This window comes from Citrobacter sp. LJND-P06 (assembly GCF_058188415.1).
Map to the genome: position 1 here is coordinate 431,134 of NZ_CP187317.1, position 19,784 is coordinate 450,917.

Here is a 19,784-nt window from a genome sequence, read left to right on the forward strand (position 1 = left end):
AATAAATGAATCCATTGCCCGGGATAATCTGCTGTTTTTAGCAGCAGATTATCCCTCTTCTTTGCGATCTGTGTCGCATTTCAGGATATGATTTCAGCGCTAAAAATGCGTGTTATTCCACCACAACGCGGCCATGCAGTGACTGAACCGGGCGATTATTATCGTGATGCATCGTGTGGGTGAATTTCTCCAGTTGCTCAACCGAAACCGTCAGCGGTTGTTTGAGCACAATCCAGGTGACACCTTCAGAGCACGGTGGTGTGGTCAGAGAACCGCTAAAACGCCAGTAGGTTTTGCTCTTTGGCAGCAGTTTGTTCATATCAAGATTCGGCTTGATAGTAATGTTCTGATCGACCTGCCCGGGCATCACGGTCCACAGTTTTTCCAGCTCGTTGTTGGCCGCGCCTGTATCAAACATCACCGCGACAACCACCAGTTCGCCATGGGCATTTTTATGCACCAGGTGCATTTCCATCGCGTATTTTTTACCGTGCACCGTGTTTTCACTCGGGGCATGGAAATGGAACTGCTGCAAGAACCAGTTTTGCTGATCGAGGGTGATGCTATCGCGAGTATCAACCTTCTCGCCGGCCTGGATGGTGTGCCCGTTGTTCGTCAGGGTCACTGGCCCCTCGCTGTAGTGCGTTTCCAGTGGCGAGAGGTGAGCTTGAGCCGTTGAATCAATATTAATAGGGGACTGATTCATTCCGCTTTGGCAGGTCTTGTAAGCATCGTCCAGTTCGCTCCAGTGCTCCGGAGCGCTTTCTCCTTCGTAACTCCAGTGTGATGCGTAAGCTGAAGACGAGATAATACTCAGCGCCAGAAGCGCTGTCTTGCCAGTAAAGAACGTCATTTTATTAATCCCGTTAATTATTGTATTTGTATTAATTTATTTAGTTATAATTAGCGAGATTAGTTTACTGAAATTCAGGAAGGGGTGTGAGTACTATCTATCAGAGGGAGAAAAGCGTGGTCAGATGACCACGCCAAATGTATTACTTTTTACGACCAGTAATACGACACCATTCTTCTTTCTCTACCACGGGGTCGAGGGTAAAGAGATCGGCGTACGCTTCACAGACGCTGTCTGCCTGACTGGCGAGGATGCCAGAAAGTCCCAGTAAACCGCCCTCAATGGGCAGCACGCTGATTAACGGCGCCAGTTCGCGTAAAGGGCCTGCCAGGATGTTTGCCACGACCACGTCGGCTTTCATGGCCTCTGGCTGGTCTTTTGGCAAATAGAGTTCCAGGCGCTCGGATACGCCATTACGTTGGGCATTGTCACGGCTGGCCTGAATGGCCTGTGGGTCGATATCCACACCGATCGCTTTTGCCGCACCCAGTTTCAGGGCCGCAATGGCCAGAATGCCGGAGCCACAGCCGAAGTCGATCACGGTTTTGCCTTCCAGATCTAACCCGTCAAGCCACTGCAGGCACAGAGAAGTGGTTGGATGGGTGCCTGTACCAAAGGCCAGGCCCGGATCGAGCATCACGTTGACGGCATTCGCGTCAGGCACATCGCGCCAGCTTGGGCAAATCCACAGACGTTCGCCAAAGCGCATTGGGTGGAAGTTATCCATCCATTCGCGCTCCCAGTCTTTGTCTTCAAGCTGTTCGATTTTATGCACGAAGCCCGCACCCAGCAGAGGGTGGTTCTCAAGGATGGCCACCACCTCTTTCATATCGGTTTCGGCGTCGAAAAGGCCAGTCACATCCGTATCGCCCCAAAGACGGGTTTCGCCCGGCAACGGTTCAAACACCGGCGTATCGTGTGTATCCTGGAAGGTGATAGACACGGCGCCCGTTTCCATCAGCGCATCGCTTAACTCTTCAGCATTCGCACCGGTGGTATTCAGTTTCAGTTGGATCCAAGGCATAGCAAAACTCTTTATTTATCAGTAGTCAATACGGAGGCTTGTGGGGCGGTTGAACCAAAACGGTTTCCGACCAGGAAAGCCAACAAGCTTAGCAGCAACGAGGGCACAATAGGGTGGAAGCCCAGGTACTGAACATTAAAGGTGGCCAGTACGGCATACAGCACACCGCCGACGATCATGGCGCTCAATGCGCCTGCCGCGTTTGCACGCTCCCAGTACAGCCCGAGTACCAGAGGCCACAAGAACACCGCTTCCAGCCCGCCGAATGCCAGCAGATTCAGCCAGATTATCATCTCTGGCGGTTTCCACGCGGCAAGCAGCAGCAGCGCGCCCAGCAAAAGGGTGATCACCGCCGACATCCGCTTGAGCCGTTTTTCGTTGGTCATCTGTTCCGGGCGAATGTTCAGATAGAGATCTTTAATGATCGTAGCGGAACTTTGCAGCAACTGGGCGTTGATCGTCGACATGATCGCCGCCATGGGGGCAGCCAGGAAGATCCCTGCAGCAAAGGGCGGTAACACTTTGACCATCAGCGTCGGGATAACCAGGTCGGGCACCGTCAGATCGGGGATGACCGCACGGCCTAACGCACCCGCCAGGTGCATACCGAACATCAGGATCGCCACCACAATCGTGCCGATAATGATTCCCCGGTGTACCGCTTTACTGTCTTTATAGGAGATGCAGCGTACTGCCGTATGTGGCAGGCCGATAACGCCGAAACAGACCAGTACCCAAAACGAGGTCATAAAGGCTGGCGACAGAATATCGTTCGCACCCTGTGGCGAAACCAGTTTCGGATCGATCGTTTGCAGGGTTTCTACGGCATGGCTTAAACCGCCTGCTGCATGTACTACGCCCACCAACAGGACGATTGTACCGATCAGCATCACCATGCCCTGCATGGTGTCGTTGAGCACGCTGGCGCGAAAACCGCCAAATGCTGTGTACAGCGCGATACTGATACCAAAAATCAGCAAGCCGGTATCGTAAGGGATACCCGCTGCTGTCTCCAGCAGACGCGCGCCGCCAATAAATTGCACGGTCATTGCGCCCACAAAGGCTACCAGTAAACTGATACTTGCCAGCCACACCAGCAGACGGCTTTGGTAACGGGCAAACAACATATCGTTGAGTGTCACGGCGTTGTAACGTCGCGCCAGGATGGCAAATTTTTTACCGAGAATGCCCAGCGAGAGCCAGACGGCGGGTAATTGGATCATCGCCAGCAGTACCCAACCCAGTCCGTATTTGTAGGCGGCGCCGGGGCCACCAATAAATGAACTGGCGCTGATGTAGGTGGCGGTCAGCGTCATCGCAAGGACAATCCCCCCCATCGAGCGACTACCGAGAAAATACTCGTTCAGGAAGTTGCCGGTGGCTCTTTTTCTCATGGCGTAAACCGAGAGGCCAAACACCACCAGAAGATAAGCAACAAGCGGCAAAATGACTTCAAGCTGCATCGTCATCCTCCAGAGGAATATCGCGATAGATAAATTTCACCATTGCCCAGCAGAGTAAAATAAAGACCAGCGGCGTTAACAGACAGGCCATTTCAAACCAGTGCGGCAGTCCGGTGATGCCCAGCGCCGAATCAGGTAAGTAAGCAGCCACTAACCAAGCCGCCAGATATAAAAGGGTCAGCCACAGCGCCCAGCGCGCTTCTTTATGGGCCTGAACAAAACGTTTGTCCATTTTTTGTCCCTTGTGGATCAAGAAAGCGGGGATTGTACATGATGGGGCATAACTCCCCCCAGAAATAAAAAAGGCCGGATTATCCGGCCTTTCTCAGTTAGCGTATGCTTACTTTTCTTGCAGACCGAGTTTCTTCTCCAGATAGTGGATGTTGGTTCCACCATTCTGGAAGTGCTCGTCGCTCATGATACGCATCTGCAGTTCAACGTTGGTTTTGATACCGTCGATAATCAGCTCCTGCAGGGCGTTCTTCATGCGGGCAATCGCCACGTCACGGTTTTCGCCGTAGCAGATAAGTTTACCGATCATTGAGTCATAGTACGGCGGTACGGTGTAACCGGCGTAGATATGAGATTCCCAACGTACACCAAAGCCACCCGGCGCGTGGAAACGCGTGATTTTACCCGGGCTTGGCAGGAAGGTGTTCGGGTCTTCGGCGTTGATACGGCATTCTACCGCATGGCCTTTGACCACAACTTCGTCCTGCTTGATGGACAGAGGCTGACCGGCAGCAATACGCAACTGCTCTTTGATCAGGTCAACACCGGTGATCATTTCGGTAACCGGGTGTTCAACCTGAATACGGGTGTTCATTTCAATGAAGTAGAACTCGCCGTTTTCGAACAGGAACTCGAAAGTACCCGCACCGCGATAGCCGATATCGACACACGCTTTAGAGCAACGCTCGCCGATGTAGCGGCGCAGTTCCGGCGTAATGCCCGGTGCTGGAGCCTCTTCGACCACTTTCTGGTGACGACGCTGCATGGAGCAGTCACGTTCTGCCAGATAGATAGCGTTACCCTGACCGTCAGCCAGCACCTGAATTTCGATGTGACGTGGGTTTTCCAGGTATTTTTCCATGTAAACCATGTCGTTGCTGAAAGCGGCTTTCGCTTCAGCTTTGGTCATGGAGATGGACTGCGCCAGTTCAGCATCGCTACGCACAACGCGCATACCGCGACCGCCGCCGCCGCCAGACGCCTTGATGATAACCGGGTAGCCAATGCGTTTAGCATGTGCACGGTTAGCATCCATGTCGTCAGTCAGAGGGCCGTCAGAGCCTGGTACGGTTGGAACACCGGCTTTTTTCATTGCGGTGATTGCAGACACTTTGTCGCCCATCAGGCGGATGGTGTCGGCTTTCGGGCCGATGAAGATAAAGCCAGAGCGTTCAACCTGCTCAGCAAAGTTGGCGTTCTCAGAGAGGAAGCCGTAACCCGGATGAATTGCCACCGCGCCGGTGATTTCAGCGGCGCTGATGATAGCCGGGATGTTCAGATAGCTTTTTACGGACGGAGCCGGGCCAATACAGACCGTCTCATCCGCCAACAATACGTGTTTTAAATCGCGATCCGCGCTTGAGTGCACAGCGACAGTCTTGATGCCCAGTTCTTTACAGGCACGAAGAATACGCAGTGCGATCTCGCCGCGGTTGGCGATAACAATTTTATCCAGCATGTTCGCCTCGTTATTCGATGACGACCAGCGGCTCGTCAAATTCTACCGGCTGACCACTTTCGACCAGAATCGCTTTTACCACGCCGGATTTATCGGCTTCGATCTGGTTCATCATTTTCATGGCTTCAACGATGCACAGGGTATCGCCCGCGTTAACTTTCTGACCGATTTCGATGAACGCTTTTGCATCCGGGCTCGGCGTGCGGTAGAAGGTACCAACCATCGGGGAACGTACGATGTGACCACTGATTTCCGCTGCTGCAGGCGCTTCCATCGCTGGAGTTGTCGCTGTGGCGACAGCGTTAGACAGAGCTGGCTGCTGCATCATCGGTGCAGCGTAAGCTTGTTGCATCACTGGGAAACTTTGCATTGGCGCTGCACGGCTGATGCGTACAGACTCTTCGCCTTCAGAAATTTCCAGTTCGGAGATGCCTGATTCTTCAACCAGCTCGATCAGTTTTTTAATCTTACGAATATCCATGAGTGGGTTCCGTACTCTTTGTTTAGTGTGATTGTGACAGGCGTTTTACTGCCGTCTGTAAAGCGTATATCCCGTTGCTGGCAATCATAGAGTGAATCTCCAGTCAGATCGGGACGCCGGTATATTCGGCCTCACGTTGTTAGATGAGACTTGTCGGACATTGTGCTGCGATCTTCTGCAATCCTCCGGCAAAAAACAAAATATACCTTCAATGCGCGAATGTCACCTTTTCAGCGGCTTAAAAACACTGTCAGGGAAACTAAAGTCGCACATTATAACGATTTCGTAGCAATTGGCAGCTAAATACTGGTCTTATCAGGGAAGATAATCAACCGCTAACCTGTAAACGCCATCAGAGAGTCTGTGTTTTGCAACAAGCCGCACATATCCGGCAACTACCGCCACCACTGGCGGAACTTCTTGTAACGCCATGCCAAAAGCGCGAATGCAAGCAGCGCATAAATGACCGGTTGCGGGGAGATAATTTTTACCGACCACAGGTAATGAATGGGCGCAAGAATCGCCACAAGATAGACGAAGTTGTGCAAAAGTTGCCAGCGTTTACCCAGTTTTCGTTGTGCAGTCTGCGTGGACGTTAATGTGAGGGCCAACAATATAGTCCAACTGATAATCCCCAGCACCAGATAGGGGCGCGTAATCAACTCGCGACCGAACAGCGCAAGATTATTAATACCTAACTCCAGCGTCGCATAGCTGGTCAAATGCAGCGTCGCCCAGGCGAAACACCATAGCCCTAATAAGCGGCGGATACGTATCAATAATGGCTGTTTAGCGTAGCGCGCCAGTGGGGTGACGAGCAAGGTCGCCAGCAGGAATTTCAGTGCAGTCCTACCGGTAAAGTGTTGAATATCTTTGACGGGGTCAGCGCTTAATCCCCCGTGGTTCACTGCCCAAACGAGCCATAGAAACGGTAACAAACCGGCGAGATGTAAAAGCACTTTCAGCCAGGTGATATGTTTTACCGACAATCGCACTTAGAAATTCTCCCGCAAATTCAAACCGCGATAGAGCGCGGCAACGTCATCGGCATAACCGTTAAACAGCAGTGTGGGCTGGCGTTGCACATCAAGAATACCGCCTGAACCGATAAAACGTTCAGTCGCTTGCGACCAGCGAGGGTGATCGACCTGCGGGTTCACATTGGCATAAAAACCGTATTCGTTAGGGGCGGCCAGATTCCAGGTGGTTGGAGGGCGTTCACGGGTCAATTTGATACTTACAATCGACTTAATCCCTTTGAAACCATACTTCCACGGTACGGTTAAACGGATAGGTGCGCCGTTTTGTGGGGGGAGCGCTTTGCCATAAACCCCAACGGTGAGCAGCGTGAGCGGGTGCATCGCTTCATCCAGACGCAGCCCCTCAACGTAGGGGTATTTCAGCCCTCCGCCAATAAAACGATCTTTTTGCCCCGGCATTTGGTCGGGGGCGTAGAGGGTTTCGAACGCGACATATTTGGCGTTGCTGGTGGGTTCAACCAGTGCCAGCAATTTATGCAGAGGAAAACCAATCCAGGGGACGACCATGGACCACGCTTCAACGCAACGCATGCGATAAATACGTTCTTCCAGCGGAAAACGCGTGGTTAGCGCGTCATGATCCAGCGTTAAGGGTTTCGCCACCTCTCCGCTGATCTTTAGCGTCCAGGGATCGGTTTTCAGGCTACCCGCATTGGCCGCCGGATCTGCTTTATCGAGGCCAAATTCGTAGAAGTTGTTATAGCCGGAGACTTTATCCGCTGGCGTTAACGGCAGATCGTTTTGCCAGGCAGAAGGCTTACTGAACTTCAGCGGCTTACCGGCAGGTGCGGGCGGGCGATCGTTGCCTTTAAACCAATCCAGGAGATCGGCATGGGCAGTGGCGGGTAATGACAGGGCCGCGGCGCTGATCCCTAACGCTTTGAGGACCTGGCGGCGTTGCATAAAAAAAGCCGATTCGGCAGTGACATCGGCTTCTGTAAATGGACGTATTTTTTTCATAACAGACCCCGGTATACGCGCCATGGCTCACGGGTGGCGCGTAGTTACTATGGCAGGAAGTCTGTCAATGTGCTGCGAAATTTAGTTAATAAAGTGTAAATTTCTGCTGCCCGCGCCCTTATTTTACTTTCACCAGCGTGCGGCCCTGGATCTGGTTATTAATGATGGCATTCGCAAACTTCGGTGCGTCAGCCAGGGTAATTTCCGTTGCTGCCTGTGTATAGAAGGATTCCGGTAGATCGCAGGCCAGGCGTGCCCATGCTTGCGCACGGCGAGCGGCAGGGGTCATGACCGAATCCACGCCCTGCAAACGCACATTGCGCAGAATAAACGGCATCACCGTGGTGGGCAGCGTAAATCCTCCCGCCAATCCACAGGCGGCGACACAGCCACCGTAGTTCATTTGCGCCAGCACTTTTGCCAACACCTTGTCGCCGACAGTATCAATTGCACCTGCCCAGAGCTGTTTCTCCAGCGGGCGAGATTCGGCAAATTCATCGCGGCTGAGAATGCGGTTAGCGCCAAGGTTGCGCAAATAGTCATGGGTACTTTCACGGCCCGATACCGCCGCGACCTGATAACCCAGCTTATGCAGCAGCGCGACGGCGGTACTGCCCACGCCACCGCTGGCACCAGTGACCACAATCTCGCCGTCTTCAGGGCGGATGCCTGCATCTTCCAGCGCCATTACGCACAGCATTGCCGTAAATCCGGCGGTGCCGATGACCATCGCTTTACGGCCATCCAACCCTTGCGGAAGGGCAACCAGCCAGTCACCTTTCACCCGTGCGCGTTCTGCCAGACCGCCCCAGTGGTTTTCACCCACTCCCCAGCCGGTCAGTAATACCTCTTGCCCTGCCTGAAAACGGGGATCGTCGCTTGCGCAAACCGTCCCTGCGAAATCAATACCAGGAATCATCGGAAAATGACGGATAATTTTACCTGTGCCCGTGATAGCGAGTGCGTCTTTGTAGTTCAGGCTCGACCAGTGTATGTCCACCGTCACATCACCTTCCGGCAGCCGACTTTCTTCGAGGGTCTGTACGGATGCGAGGGTTTTACCGTCCTGCTGTTCTAAGATCAAAGCCTGCATAACCTGTCCTCAATTTGCATGTGCCCGTCGTTTTTCAAGCGGCAACCCGAAATCCAGTGGGCATCGTGGATTGGAAAATTATCTACGAAGACTATACTCGCTAATTAAAACGTGATGTCGATTCAGCGCAATAAATTGCCAGATATACCTGATTTGGTAGTATGCCCCCACACTTTGCGCAACAGGGCGGATTTCGTATTCAGTTTTGCGTTTTCGCGTCGCTTTATCACTCTTATGCAGTTTTATCACTATCGGAGTTAACACAAGGATGCGATTAACGACGAAATTTTCAGCCTTTGTTACGTTGCTCACTGGGCTTACGATCTTTGTGACGCTCATTGGCTGCTCGCTGAGTTTCTACAATGCCATTCAGAACAAGTACGCCAGCCGCGTTCAGGCGGTTGCCACGGCGATCGATACCCGTCTCGTCTCCAGCGATTTCGTCACATTGACGCCCCAGGTTAACGAACTGATGATGTCGGCCGATATTGTGCGCGTCGATCTTCTGCAGGGAACCCGGCCGGTTTACAGTTATTCACGTCACAGCAGCTATCGCCCGGCAGGCACCAATAACCTTTGTCACGAGGTGACGGTACCTTTGATGAAGCAGCCTGGAATGTCATTGCATCTGGTGTATCAGGATCCGATGGGCAATTATTTCCATTCGCTGATGACCACCGCACCGCTGACGCTGGCGATTGGATTCATTATTCTCATGCTGTTTCTGGCGGTGCGTTGGCTGCAGCGTCAGCTTTTCGGTCAGGAACTGCTGGAGGTGCGCTCGACGCGCATTTTAAATGGCGAGCGTGGGCCAAACGTGCGTGGCTCCGTCTATGAGTGGCCAGCGCGAACCAGTAGTGCGCTCGACATGCTGCTCTCTGAAATTCAGAATGCCCGCGAGCAACGCAGTCGGCTGGACACGCTGATCCGTTCTTACGCGGCGCAGGATATAAAAACAGGGCTGGGCAACCGCCTGTTTTTCGATAACCAACTGGCGACGTTGCTGGAAGATCAGGAGAAGGTCGGCGCGCATGGGGTGGTGATGATGATCCGGCTGCCTGACTTTAATCTTCTGCGTGACAGTGGGGGGCGTAGCCTTGCCGAAGAGCAACTGTTCATGCTTATTAATCTGCTCTCGACATTCATCATGCGCTACCCGGGATCGCTACTGGCGCGCTATCACCGCAGCGACTTTGCCGTTTTATTACCGCACCGCACACTGAAAGAATCTGAAAGTATTGCCGGGCAGTTGCTAAAAGCGGTCGATGCGTTACCGGTGAATAAAATGCTCGATCGGGACGATATGATGCATATCGGTATTTGCGCCTGGCGCAGCGGGCAGTCAACGGAACAAGTGATGGAACATGCTGAAGCCGCCACCCGCAATGCGGTATTGCAGGGAGGGAACAGTTGGGCCGTTTATGACGATTCCCTGCCGGAAAAAGGCCGTGGCAACGTGCGCTGGCGGACGCTCATTGAGCAGATGCTGACCCGCGGGGGGCCGCGAATTTATCAAAAACCGGCGGTGACGCGCGAAGGCCATGTGCACCATCGGGAGCTGATGTGTCGCATTTTTGATGGCGAAGAAGAGGTGATTGCTGCGGAATACATGCCGATGGTGCTGCAGTTTGGTTTGTCGGAAGAGTATGACCGCCTACAGATCGGCCGCCTGATCCCATTATTAGGTTACTGGCCGCAAGAATCCCTGGCCATGCAGGTGACGGTGGAGTCGTTAATTCGTCCCCGTTTCCAGCGCTGGTTGCGCGATACCTTGATGCAATGTGAAAAATCGTATCGCAAACGCATAATTATTGAACTTGCAGAGGCGGATGTGTGTCAACACATCAGCCGGTTACAGCCTGTGATTCGTCTGGTGAACGCGCTTGGCGTTAGAGTGGCGGTTACACAGGCGGGTTTGACGCTGGTTAGCACCAGTTGGATTAAAGAGCTCAATGTCGAATTACTTAAGCTGCATCCCAGCCTGGTAAGAAATATTGGGAAGCGAACAGAGAACCAACTGTTGGTTCAAAGTCTGGTAGAGGCTTGCACGGGCACCCATACGCAGGTTTACGCCACGGGCGTTCGATCGCGTAGCGAGTGGCGCATACTGACAGAGCGCGGAGTGGCGGGTGGACAGGGCGATTTTTTTGCCGCATCACAGCCACTTGACACCAACGTGAAAAAATATTCGCAAAGATACTCGGTTTAACCTGCCGTTTAATTTGTTTTCACGTAGAATAACGCGCGCTGTGCCTCATGGGGGTGTGCTTGTCTGCTCGCCAGATTGTTGCAGCAAATATGCAGGTGAATGACCTTTGACAGGTTGCAAATGCGGCGAGGATGGCTGCCGGTGTGCTCAGCCCTGAGGGACTCAGGCCGAGATTTGTAACAAAGGAAACGAACTGCACTAATTTTCACCGTAGCAGATGATTTTTGCGCCTTGTCGCTGCTGCGCGTGGTTGGTAAAGTAAGCGGATTTTGTTTTCCGCCCCAGCTTTCAGGATTATCCCTTAGTATGTTGAAAAAATTTCGTGGCATGTTTTCCAATGACCTGTCCATTGACCTGGGTACTGCGAATACCCTGATTTATGTAAAAGGACAAGGCATCGTATTGAATGAGCCTTCCGTTGTGGCCATTCGTCAGGATCGTGCCGGCTCCCCGAAAAGCGTGGCAGCCGTAGGACACGATGCGAAGCAGATGCTGGGTCGTACCCCAGGTAACATCGCCGCGATCCGCCCAATGAAAGACGGCGTTATCGCTGACTTCTTCGTGACTGAAAAAATGCTTCAGCACTTTATCAAACAGGTTCACAGCAACAGCTTTATGCGCCCAAGCCCGCGCGTGCTGGTCTGTGTGCCGGTTGGTGCTACTCAGGTTGAACGTCGTGCGATCCGTGAATCCGCTCAGGGTGCAGGCGCCCGTGAAGTGTTCCTGATTGAAGAACCGATGGCGGCGGCAATTGGTGCTGGTCTGCCAGTTTCCGAAGCAACCGGTTCAATGGTTGTCGATATCGGTGGTGGTACGACTGAAGTTGCGGTTATCTCTCTGAACGGTGTGGTTTACTCTTCTTCCGTACGTATTGGTGGCGACCGTTTCGACGAAGCGATCATCAACTACGTGCGTCGCAATTACGGCTCTCTGATTGGTGAAGCCACCGCAGAACGTATTAAACACGAAATCGGCTCTGCTTATCCGGGCGACGAAGTGCGCGAAATCGAAGTTCGCGGTCGTAACCTGGCTGAAGGCGTTCCGCGTGGCTTTACCCTGAACTCAAACGAGATTCTGGAAGCACTGCAGGAACCGCTGACCGGTATCGTGAGCGCGGTGATGGTTGCACTGGAACAGTGCCCGCCGGAGCTGGCGTCCGATATCTCCGAGCGTGGTATGGTTCTGACCGGCGGTGGCGCATTGCTGCGTAACCTTGACCGTCTGTTAATGGAAGAGACCGGTATCCCAGTTGTTGTCGCTGAAGATCCGCTGACCTGTGTGGCGCGCGGCGGCGGCAAGGCGCTGGAAATGATCGACATGCACGGCGGCGACCTGTTTAGCGAAGAGTAGTCGAGTGCAGGCAGGGCAGTCCGTGGGCTGCCCTTCCGCTCTGACACGAGAATACGCATAGCCTATGAAGCCCATTTTTAGCCGTGGTCCGTCGCTACAGATTCGCCTCATTCTGGCGGTGCTGGTTGCGCTCGGCGTGATTATTGCCGACAGCCGCCTGGGTACGTTCAGCCAAATTCGAACGTACATGGATACCGCCGTCAGTCCTTTCTACTTTATTTCAAATGGCCCCCGGGAATTGCTCGACGGCGTGTCGCAAACGCTGGCGTCGCGTGATCAACTCGAACTTGAAAACCGGGCATTGCGCCAGGAACTGCTGCTGAAAAACAGCGAAATACTGATGCTGGGGCAATATAAACAGGAGAACGCGCGTTTGCGCGAGCTGCTGGGATCGCCGCTGCGTCAGGATGAGCAAAAGATGGTGACTCAGGTCATCTCAACGGTGAACGACCCTTACAGCGATCAGGTGGTGATCGACAAAGGTAGCGTTAACGGCGTTTATGAAGGCCAGCCGGTCATCAGTGACAAAGGCGTGGTCGGTCAGGTTGTTGCCGTCGCAAAACTGACCAGCCGTGTGCTGCTGATTTGCGATGCGACGCACGCGCTGCCGATTCAGGTACTGCGTAACGATATTCGCGTTATCGCTGCGGGTAATGGTTGCACGGATGATTTGCAGCTTGAGCATTTACCGGCCAATACCGATATTCGCGTTGGTGATGTACTGGTGACATCCGGTCTGGGTGGTCGGTTCCCGGAAGGGTATCCGGTTGGCGTGGTTTCTTCCGTTAAGCTGGATACACAGCGTGCTTACACCGTGATTCAGGCTCGTCCGACGGCGGGGCTACAGCGCCTGCGTTACCTGTTGTTGCTGTGGGGTGCTGACCGTAATGGCGCGAACCCCATGACGCCGGAAGAAGTGCACCGTGTAGCAAATGAACGCCTGATGCAGATGATGCCGCAAGTTCTTCCTGCGCCAGACGCGATGGGGCCGCCTGCGCCCGTTCCAGCTCCTGCGACAGGGATAACCCCACCGCCAGCGGATGCGGCAACGCCTCCGCCACGCGCGCCGGGAGGGCAATAGTGGCAAGTTACCGTAGCCAGGGACGCTGGGTTATCTGGCTCTCGTTTCTGATCGCACTTTTGCTGCAAGTCATGCCCTGGCCGGACGACATTATCGTCTTCCGGCCAAACTGGGTGCAGCTCATCTTGTTGTACTGGACTCTTGCACTACCGCACCGCGTAAATGTCGGTACGGGGTTTGTGATGGGTGCCATACTGGATTTGATCAGCGGCTCAACGCTTGGCGTGCGGGCATTGTCCATGAGCATCATTGCCTATCTGGTCGCACTGAAATTTCAACTATTCAGAAACCTGGCGCTCTGGCAACAGGCGCTGGTGGTCATGCTACTTTCTCTGGTCGTCGATATTATTGTGTTCTGGTCAGAGTTTTTAGTGATCAACGTCTCTTTCAGACCTGAAGTATTCTGGAGTAGTGTAGTAAATGGTGTGCTCTGGCCATGGTTATTCTTGCTGATGCGTAAAGTGCGTCAGCAGTTCGCGGTGCAATAAAGGTTTTTATGACTTCTCTGTATTTAGCTTCCGGTTCTCCGCGTCGTCAGGAGTTGTTAACGCAGCTTGGCGTCTCTTTTGAACGTATCCTTACCGGCGTTGAAGAAAAACGCGGCGAGGGAGAAAGCGCTCAACAGTATGTTTCTCGTCTGGCGCGAGAAAAGGCGCAAGCTGGCGTGGCGCAAACGCCGCGTGATTTACCGGTGCTGGGTGCAGATACCATCGTTATCCTGGGTGGTGAAGTGCTGGAAAAACCGCGTGATGCTGCGCACGCGGCGCAGATGTTGCGCAAAATGTCCGGACAAACGCACCAGGTGATGACCGCCGTTGCGCTGGCTGACAGCCAGTACGTGCTGGACTGCCTGGTGGTGACAGAGGTGACTTTCAGAGCACTGACCGACGAGGACATCGCAGGCTATGTCGCCAGCGGTGAACCGATGGATAAAGCAGGTGCATACGGTATTCAGGGGCTGGGTGGCTGTTTTGTCAGGAAGATAAATGGCAGCTATCACGCCGTGGTCGGCTTACCGCTGGTTGAAACGTATGAGTTGCTGAGTAATTTTAACTCACTGCGTGAGAAAAGGGATACACATGACGGCTGAATTGTTGGTAAACGTAACGCCATCGGAAACACGGGTAGCGTACATTGATGGCGGTATTCTTCAGGAAATTCATATTGAACGTGAAGCGCGACGCGGAATCGTAGGCAATATCTACAAAGGTCGTGTGAGTCGTGTACTTCCGGGTATGCAGGCGGCTTTTGTAGATATTGGACTGGATAAAGCCGCATTTCTTCACGCTTCAGACATTATGCCGCACACCGAGTGCGTGGCCGGTGAGGAACAAAAAAACTTCACCGTGCGTGACATCTCTGAGTTAGTGCGTCAGGGACAGGATCTGATGGTGCAGGTGGTGAAAGATCCGCTCGGCACGAAAGGCGCCCGCCTGACCACGGACATTACGCTGCCCTCCCGCTATCTCGTCTTTATGCCTGGCGCATCACACGTTGGCGTGTCTCAACGTATTGAAAGCGAAGCCGAACGTGAACGCCTGAAAAATGTAGTCGCCGATTATTGCGACGAGCAGGGCGGGTTTATCATTCGTACGGCGGCGGAAGGGGTATGCGAAGAGGATCTGGCGTCAGATGCCGCCTATCTCAAGCGCGTCTGGACTAAAGTCATGGAGCGCAAAAAGCGCCCGCAAACCCGCTATCAGATGTATGGCGAACTGGCACTGGCACAGCGTGTTTTACGTGATTTTGCCGACGCGCAACTCGACCGGATCCGTGTGGATTCCCGCCTGACTTACGAAGCGCTGCTGGAGTTCACCGCAGAATATATTCCCGAGATGACCAGTAAGCTGGAGCATTACAGCGGACGTCAGCCCATTTTTGATCTCTTTGATGTCGAAAATGAGATCCAGCGGGCGCTGGAGCGCAAAGTTGAGCTGAAATCTGGCGGCTATCTGATTATCGATCAGACTGAAGCCATGACCACCGTTGATATTAATACTGGCGCGTTTGTGGGGCATCGAAACCTCGATGACACCATCTTCAATACCAACATTGAAGCGACGCAGGCCATTGCCCGACAGCTGAGATTGCGCAATCTGGGCGGGATTATCATTATCGATTTTATCGACATGAATAATGAAGATCACCGACGCCGCGTGCTGCATTCACTGGAGCAGGCGCTCAGCAAAGATCGCGTGAAGACCAGTATCAACGGCTTTTCGCAGTTGGGGCTGGTGGAGATGACGCGCAAGCGTACGCGCGAAAGTGTGGAACATGTGCTATGCAATGAGTGTCCGACTTGCCACGGGCGCGGTACGGTGAAAACGGTCGAAACCGTCTGCTATGAGATCATGCGTGAAATTGTCCGCGTTCATCATGCTTACGACTCTGACCGCTTCCTGGTCTATGCTTCTCCTTCCGTTGCGGAAACGCTGAAAGGCGAGGAGTCGCATGCGTTGGCTGAAGTGGAAATCTTCGTCGGCAAGCAGGTCAAAGTGCAAATTGAACCGCTCTATAACCAGGAGCAGTTTGACGTAGTCATGATGTAAAACGACTGTGCCCGATGGCGCTGCGCTTATCGGGCCTACAAACCGGACGTAGGCTGGATAAGGCGTTCACGCCGCCATCCGGAGAAGTGGGTTTGTGAGTCATATTTTTAGGTAGACAAGGAGAGACGCGTGAGGCGATTGCCGGGGATTTTATTGCTCACTGGAGCCGCGCTCGTTGTCGTCGCAGCGCTGCTGGTCAGTGGGCTGCGCCTTGCGTTGCCCCATCTGGACACTTGGCGACCAACGATTCTTTCCCGGATTGAGTCGGCAACGGGGATCCCTGTCTCTGCCAGCCAACTGAACGCCAACTGGCAAAATTTCGGCCCTACACTCGAGGCGAGAGACATTCACGCCAGCCTGAAAGATGGCGGTGAACTCTCCGTCAAGCGCGTCACGCTGGCTCTGGATGTCTGGCAAAGCCTGCTGAACATGCGCTGGCAGTTTCGCGACCTGACCTTCTGGCAGTTGAATATCCGCACCAATACGCCGATCCAACGCAGCGAGAACGGCGACGGATTTGAAACCAACCGCGTTAGCGATCTCTTCCTGCGCCAGTTTGATCACTTCGATCTGCGCAACAGCCAAATCAGTTTTCTCACGCTTTCAGGCGAGCGCGCTGAACTCGCGATCCCGCAACTTACCTGGCTAAACGGCAAAGACAGACACCGCGCTGAAGGGCAGGTTAGCCTCTCCAGCCTCACCGGGCAGCATGGCGTAATGCAGGTTCGTATGGATCTGCGAGACGATGAAGGACTGCTCAACAATGGTCGGGTCTGGCTACAGGCTGATGACATCGACGTGAAGCCGTGGCTGGGCAAATGGATGCAGGACAATGTGGCGTTACAGACGGCACGTTTTAGCCTGGAAGGGTGGATGACGCTTAACAAAGGCGAAGTCTCCAGCGGCGATATCTGGCTTAAAAAGGGTGGGGCAAGCTGGAAGGGCGACAATAATGCACACTCCCTCTCCGTCGACAATCTGACCGCGCATATCAGCCGCGCACAGCCCGGTTGGCAATTTTATATTCCGAATACCAGCATCACGCTGGATAACAAGCCCTGGCCGCGTGGGGCGCTGACCTTGGCCTGGGTTCCGGAACAGGAAGTGGGCGGGCAGAACAATAAACGTAGTGATGAATTACGTATTCGAGCCAGTAACCTTGAACTGTCCGATATGGACGGGTTGCGCCCTGTCGTCACAAAACTTTCCCCTGCGTTGGGTGACATTTGGCAAGCCACACAACCGAGCGGAAAGATTGACATCCTGGCGCTGGATATTCCCCTGCAGGCGACGGAAAAAACGCGCTTCCAGGCCTCATGGAATGATCTGGCCTGGAAACAATGGAAACTGCTACCCGGTGCGGAGAATTTCTCCGGCACGCTGTCGGGGAGCGTTGAAAATGGCGCGCTGACGGCCTCGATGCAACAGGCCAAAATGCCGTATGAAACCGTCTTCCGCGCGCCATTAGAAATTGAACGCGGCGTAGCGACATTGAACTGGCTGAAGAACGATAAGGGTTTTCAGTTAGACGGGCGAAATATTGACGTTAAGGCAAAAGCTGTCCATGCGCGCGGTGGTTTCCGTTATCTGCAACCTGCGGGCGATGAACCCTGGTTAGGCATTCTGGCGGGCATCAGCACGGACGACGGTTCCCAGGCCTGGCGCTACTTTCCGGAAAACCTGATGGGTACTGCGCTGGTCGATTATCTCAGTGGTGCGATTCAGGGGGGCCAGGCGGATAATGCCACGCTGGTCTATGGCGGTAATCCGCGTCTGTTCCCGTATAAACATAATGAAGGTCAGTTCCAGGTACTGGTGCCGCTGCGTAATGCGACATTTGCGTTTCAGCCGGACTGGCCCGCGCTGACAAATCTCAATATTGAGCTCAACTTCCTGAACGATGGCCTGTGGATGAAGACCGATGGCGTCAATCTGGGCGGCGTCAGGGCCAGCAATTTGACGGCGAATATCCCTGACTACAGCAAACAAAAACTGCTGATTGACGCGGATATCAAGGGGCCAGGTAAAGCGGTCGGCCCCTATTTCGACGAAACGCCGCTGAAGGACTCTCTCGGCGCGACGCTGGAACAACTCCAGATTGATGGTGATGTGAATGCTCGCTTACATCTCGACATCCCGCTGGATGGCGAGCAGGTGACGGCGAAGGGCGATGTTTCATTGAACAACAACAGCTTGTTCATTCAACCGCTCGACAGCACGCTGAAAAATCTGACCGGCAAATTTAGTTTTGTGAATGGCAATCTCAAGAGCGAGCCGCTGACGGCGAACTGGTTTAATCAGCCGCTGAATGTGGATTTTTCTACCAACGAAGGCGCGAAAGCCTATCAGGTCGCGGTCAATCTCAAGGGCAACTGGCATCCAGCGCGCATGGGCGTGCTGCCAGAGCAAGTCAGCGGTGCGTTAAACGGGAGCATGGCGTGGAACGGCAAAGTGGGGATCGATCTCCCGTATCACGCAGGTGCAACGTACAACATCGACATGACGGGCGATCTGCGCAATGTAAGTAGTCACTTACCCGCGCCGTTAAATAAACAGCCCGGTGAACCGTTGCCTGTGAATCTTAAAGCAACGGGTAACTTGCAGAGTTTCGACCTGACAGGTAGCGCAGGCAATAAAAACCATTTTAATACCCGCTGGCTGCTGAATCACAAATTGACGCTGGATCGCGCTATCTGGACAACCGACAGCCACACAACGCCGCAACTGCCGGAGAAAGAAGGTGTCGAACTCAACCTGCCGGCAATGGATGGCGCAGAATGGTTAGCGCTGTTCCAGAAAGGTGCGGCAGATAATGTCGGCGCCAATGCCAATTTCCCTCAGCGTATTACGCTGCGTACGCCTTCTCTGGCTCTCGGTGGGCAGCAGTGGAATAACCTGAGTATTGTCTCAGAACCCTCGTCGAATGGCGCTCAGGTCGCTGCACAAGGACGAGAAATTAACGCAACGCTGGCGATGCGTAATAACGCGCCATGGCTGGCCAATATTAAGTACCTCTATTACAACCCGAACATAGCGAAGAGTAGCGGAAGCACGCCGTCACCCTCACCGTTCTCGTCGACTGACCGGGTGAGTTTCCGTGGCTGGCCAGACGTACAACTGCGTTGTGAAGAGTGCTGGATGTGGGGACAAAAATACGGGCGAATCGACGGGGATGTGGGTATCAAAGGCGACACGCTGACGCTGTCTAATGGGTTACTGGATACCGGTTTCGCCCGACTGACGGTAGACGGCGAGTGGGTAAATATCCCTGACCGTGAACGCACATCGCTCAAAGGTAAACTGCGCGGTAACAAGATTGACGCCGCTGCGGGATTCTTTGGTTTCTCAACCCCGATCCGTAATGCGACGTTTAATGTGGATTACGATCTGCACTGGCGTAACCCGCCGTGGCAGCCCGAAGAATCCTCGCTTAACGGTATTTTAAAAGTGAATCTTGGCAAAGGTGAGATCACGGAGCTGAGTACCGGTCATGCCGGTCAATTGCTGCGTTTGCTGAGTTTTGATGCCCTGCTACGTAAGCTGCGTTTTGATTTCAGTGACACCTTTAACGAAGGTTTTTATTTCGATTCCATCCGCAGTACGGCGTGGATTAAAGACGGCGTCCTGAATACAGACGACACGCTGGTGGATGGCCTGGAGGCCGATATCGCCATGAAGGGGTCGGTGAATCTGGTGCGCCGGGAGCTCAATCTGGAAGCCGTTGTGGCGCCGGAGATCTCCGCGACAGTAGGCGTGGCGGCTGCGTTTGCGGTTAACCCGATTGTCGGTGCGGCAGTGTTTGCTGCCAGTAAAGTGCTGGGGCCGTTGTGGAGCAAAGTGTCGATCCTGCGCTACCGCATCACGGGGCCGGTAGACAAACCGCAGATTAACGAAGTCCTGCGCCAGGCGCGTAAAGAAAGCCCGCAATGATTTGACGGGGGCGAGTAATTGCCCCAATCTCAGTAAATAGAACTTCTACCGCAGTAACTAA

General features: G+C 53.7%; 16 protein-coding genes. 7 read left to right on the forward strand and 9 right to left on the reverse strand.

Annotated features, from left to right (window positions below):
- Positions 1-112 precede the first annotated feature (112 nt).
- The 9 genes from ACO7SM_RS02085 to acuI form a co-directional block, all read right to left on the reverse strand.
- Positions 113-853 carry a carbonic anhydrase gene (locus ACO7SM_RS02085; RefSeq protein WP_490469497.1) on the reverse strand — a complete coding sequence of 247 codons (741 nt, stop codon included), beginning with the start codon at positions 851-853 and terminating at the stop codon, positions 113-115.
- A gap of 142 nt (positions 854-995) precedes the next feature.
- Positions 996-1,877: a 50S ribosomal protein L11 methyltransferase gene (gene prmA, locus ACO7SM_RS02090; RefSeq protein WP_490469498.1), complete on the reverse strand. Its 882-nt coding sequence runs from the start codon at positions 1,875-1,877 to the stop codon at positions 996-998.
- An 11-nt stretch (positions 1,878-1,888) separates the two neighbouring features.
- Complete coding sequence (gene panF / locus ACO7SM_RS02095; RefSeq protein WP_490469499.1) at positions 1,889-3,340, reverse strand: sodium/pantothenate symporter; 1,452 nt, start codon at positions 3,338-3,340, stop codon at positions 1,889-1,891.
- Positions 3,330-3,572, reverse strand: a complete 243-nt coding sequence (locus ACO7SM_RS02100; protein ID WP_192613676.1) for a YhdT family protein — start codon at positions 3,570-3,572, stop codon at positions 3,330-3,332. The genes panF and ACO7SM_RS02100 overlap by 11 nt, the downstream gene beginning before the upstream one ends.
- 108 nt (positions 3,573-3,680) lie before the next feature.
- Positions 3,681-5,030: an acetyl-CoA carboxylase biotin carboxylase subunit gene (accC, locus tag ACO7SM_RS02105; RefSeq protein ID WP_490469500.1), complete on the reverse strand. Its 1,350-nt coding sequence runs from the start codon at positions 5,028-5,030 to the stop codon at positions 3,681-3,683.
- A gap of 10 nt (positions 5,031-5,040) precedes the next feature.
- Positions 5,041-5,511, reverse strand: a complete 471-nt coding sequence (gene accB / locus ACO7SM_RS02110) for an acetyl-CoA carboxylase biotin carboxyl carrier protein (protein WP_203359798.1) — start codon at positions 5,509-5,511, stop codon at positions 5,041-5,043.
- A 395-nt stretch (positions 5,512-5,906) separates the two neighbouring features.
- The gene (gene msrQ, locus ACO7SM_RS02115) at positions 5,907-6,506 is read right to left on the reverse strand and encodes a protein-methionine-sulfoxide reductase heme-binding subunit MsrQ (RefSeq protein ID WP_490469501.1); all 600 of its coding nucleotides are present in this window, start codon (positions 6,504-6,506) and stop codon (positions 5,907-5,909) included.
- The gene (msrP, locus tag ACO7SM_RS02120) at positions 6,507-7,511 is read right to left on the reverse strand and encodes a protein-methionine-sulfoxide reductase catalytic subunit MsrP (RefSeq protein WP_490469502.1); all 1,005 of its coding nucleotides are present in this window, start codon (positions 7,509-7,511) and stop codon (positions 6,507-6,509) included.
- 118 nt (positions 7,512-7,629) lie between these two features.
- Entirely contained in the window at positions 7,630-8,604 is a 975-nt protein-coding gene (gene acuI, locus ACO7SM_RS02125; protein ID WP_490469503.1) for an acrylyl-CoA reductase (NADPH), read from the reverse strand.
- Between the two features lie 268 nt (positions 8,605-8,872).
- Between acuI and csrD the strand changes: the two genes are divergently transcribed.
- The 7 genes from csrD (at position 8,873) to yhdP (ending at position 19,723) form a co-directional block, all read left to right on the forward strand.
- Complete coding sequence (gene csrD, locus ACO7SM_RS02130; RefSeq protein WP_490469504.1) at positions 8,873-10,813, forward strand: RNase E specificity factor CsrD; 1,941 nt, start codon at positions 8,873-8,875, stop codon at positions 10,811-10,813.
- Between the two features lie 306 nt (positions 10,814-11,119).
- On the forward strand, positions 11,120-12,163 hold the full coding sequence (mreB, locus tag ACO7SM_RS02135; protein ID WP_000913396.1) for a rod shape-determining protein MreB: 1,044 nt from the start codon (positions 11,120-11,122) through the stop codon (positions 12,161-12,163).
- 64 nt (positions 12,164-12,227) lie between these two features.
- Complete coding sequence (mreC, locus tag ACO7SM_RS02140) at positions 12,228-13,244, forward strand: rod shape-determining protein MreC (protein WP_490469505.1); 1,017 nt, start codon at positions 12,228-12,230, stop codon at positions 13,242-13,244.
- Positions 13,244-13,732, forward strand: a complete 489-nt coding sequence (mreD, locus tag ACO7SM_RS02145) for a rod shape-determining protein MreD (protein WP_490469506.1) — start codon at positions 13,244-13,246, stop codon at positions 13,730-13,732. The genes mreC and mreD overlap by 1 nt, the downstream gene beginning before the upstream one ends.
- Positions 13,733-13,740: 8 nt before the next feature.
- Entirely contained in the window at positions 13,741-14,334 is a 594-nt protein-coding gene (locus ACO7SM_RS02150; protein WP_203359803.1) for a Maf family protein, read from the forward strand.
- On the forward strand, positions 14,324-15,793 hold the full coding sequence (gene rng / locus ACO7SM_RS02155) for a ribonuclease G (protein WP_192613665.1): 1,470 nt from the start codon (positions 14,324-14,326) through the stop codon (positions 15,791-15,793). Before ACO7SM_RS02150 ends, rng begins: the two co-directional genes overlap by 11 nt.
- A 129-nt stretch (positions 15,794-15,922) precedes the next feature.
- Positions 15,923-19,723, forward strand: coding sequence for an AsmA2 domain-containing protein YhdP (gene yhdP / locus ACO7SM_RS02160; protein ID WP_490469507.1), 3,801 nt, complete (start codon positions 15,923-15,925; stop codon positions 19,721-19,723).
- Positions 19,724-19,784 lie beyond the last annotated feature (61 nt).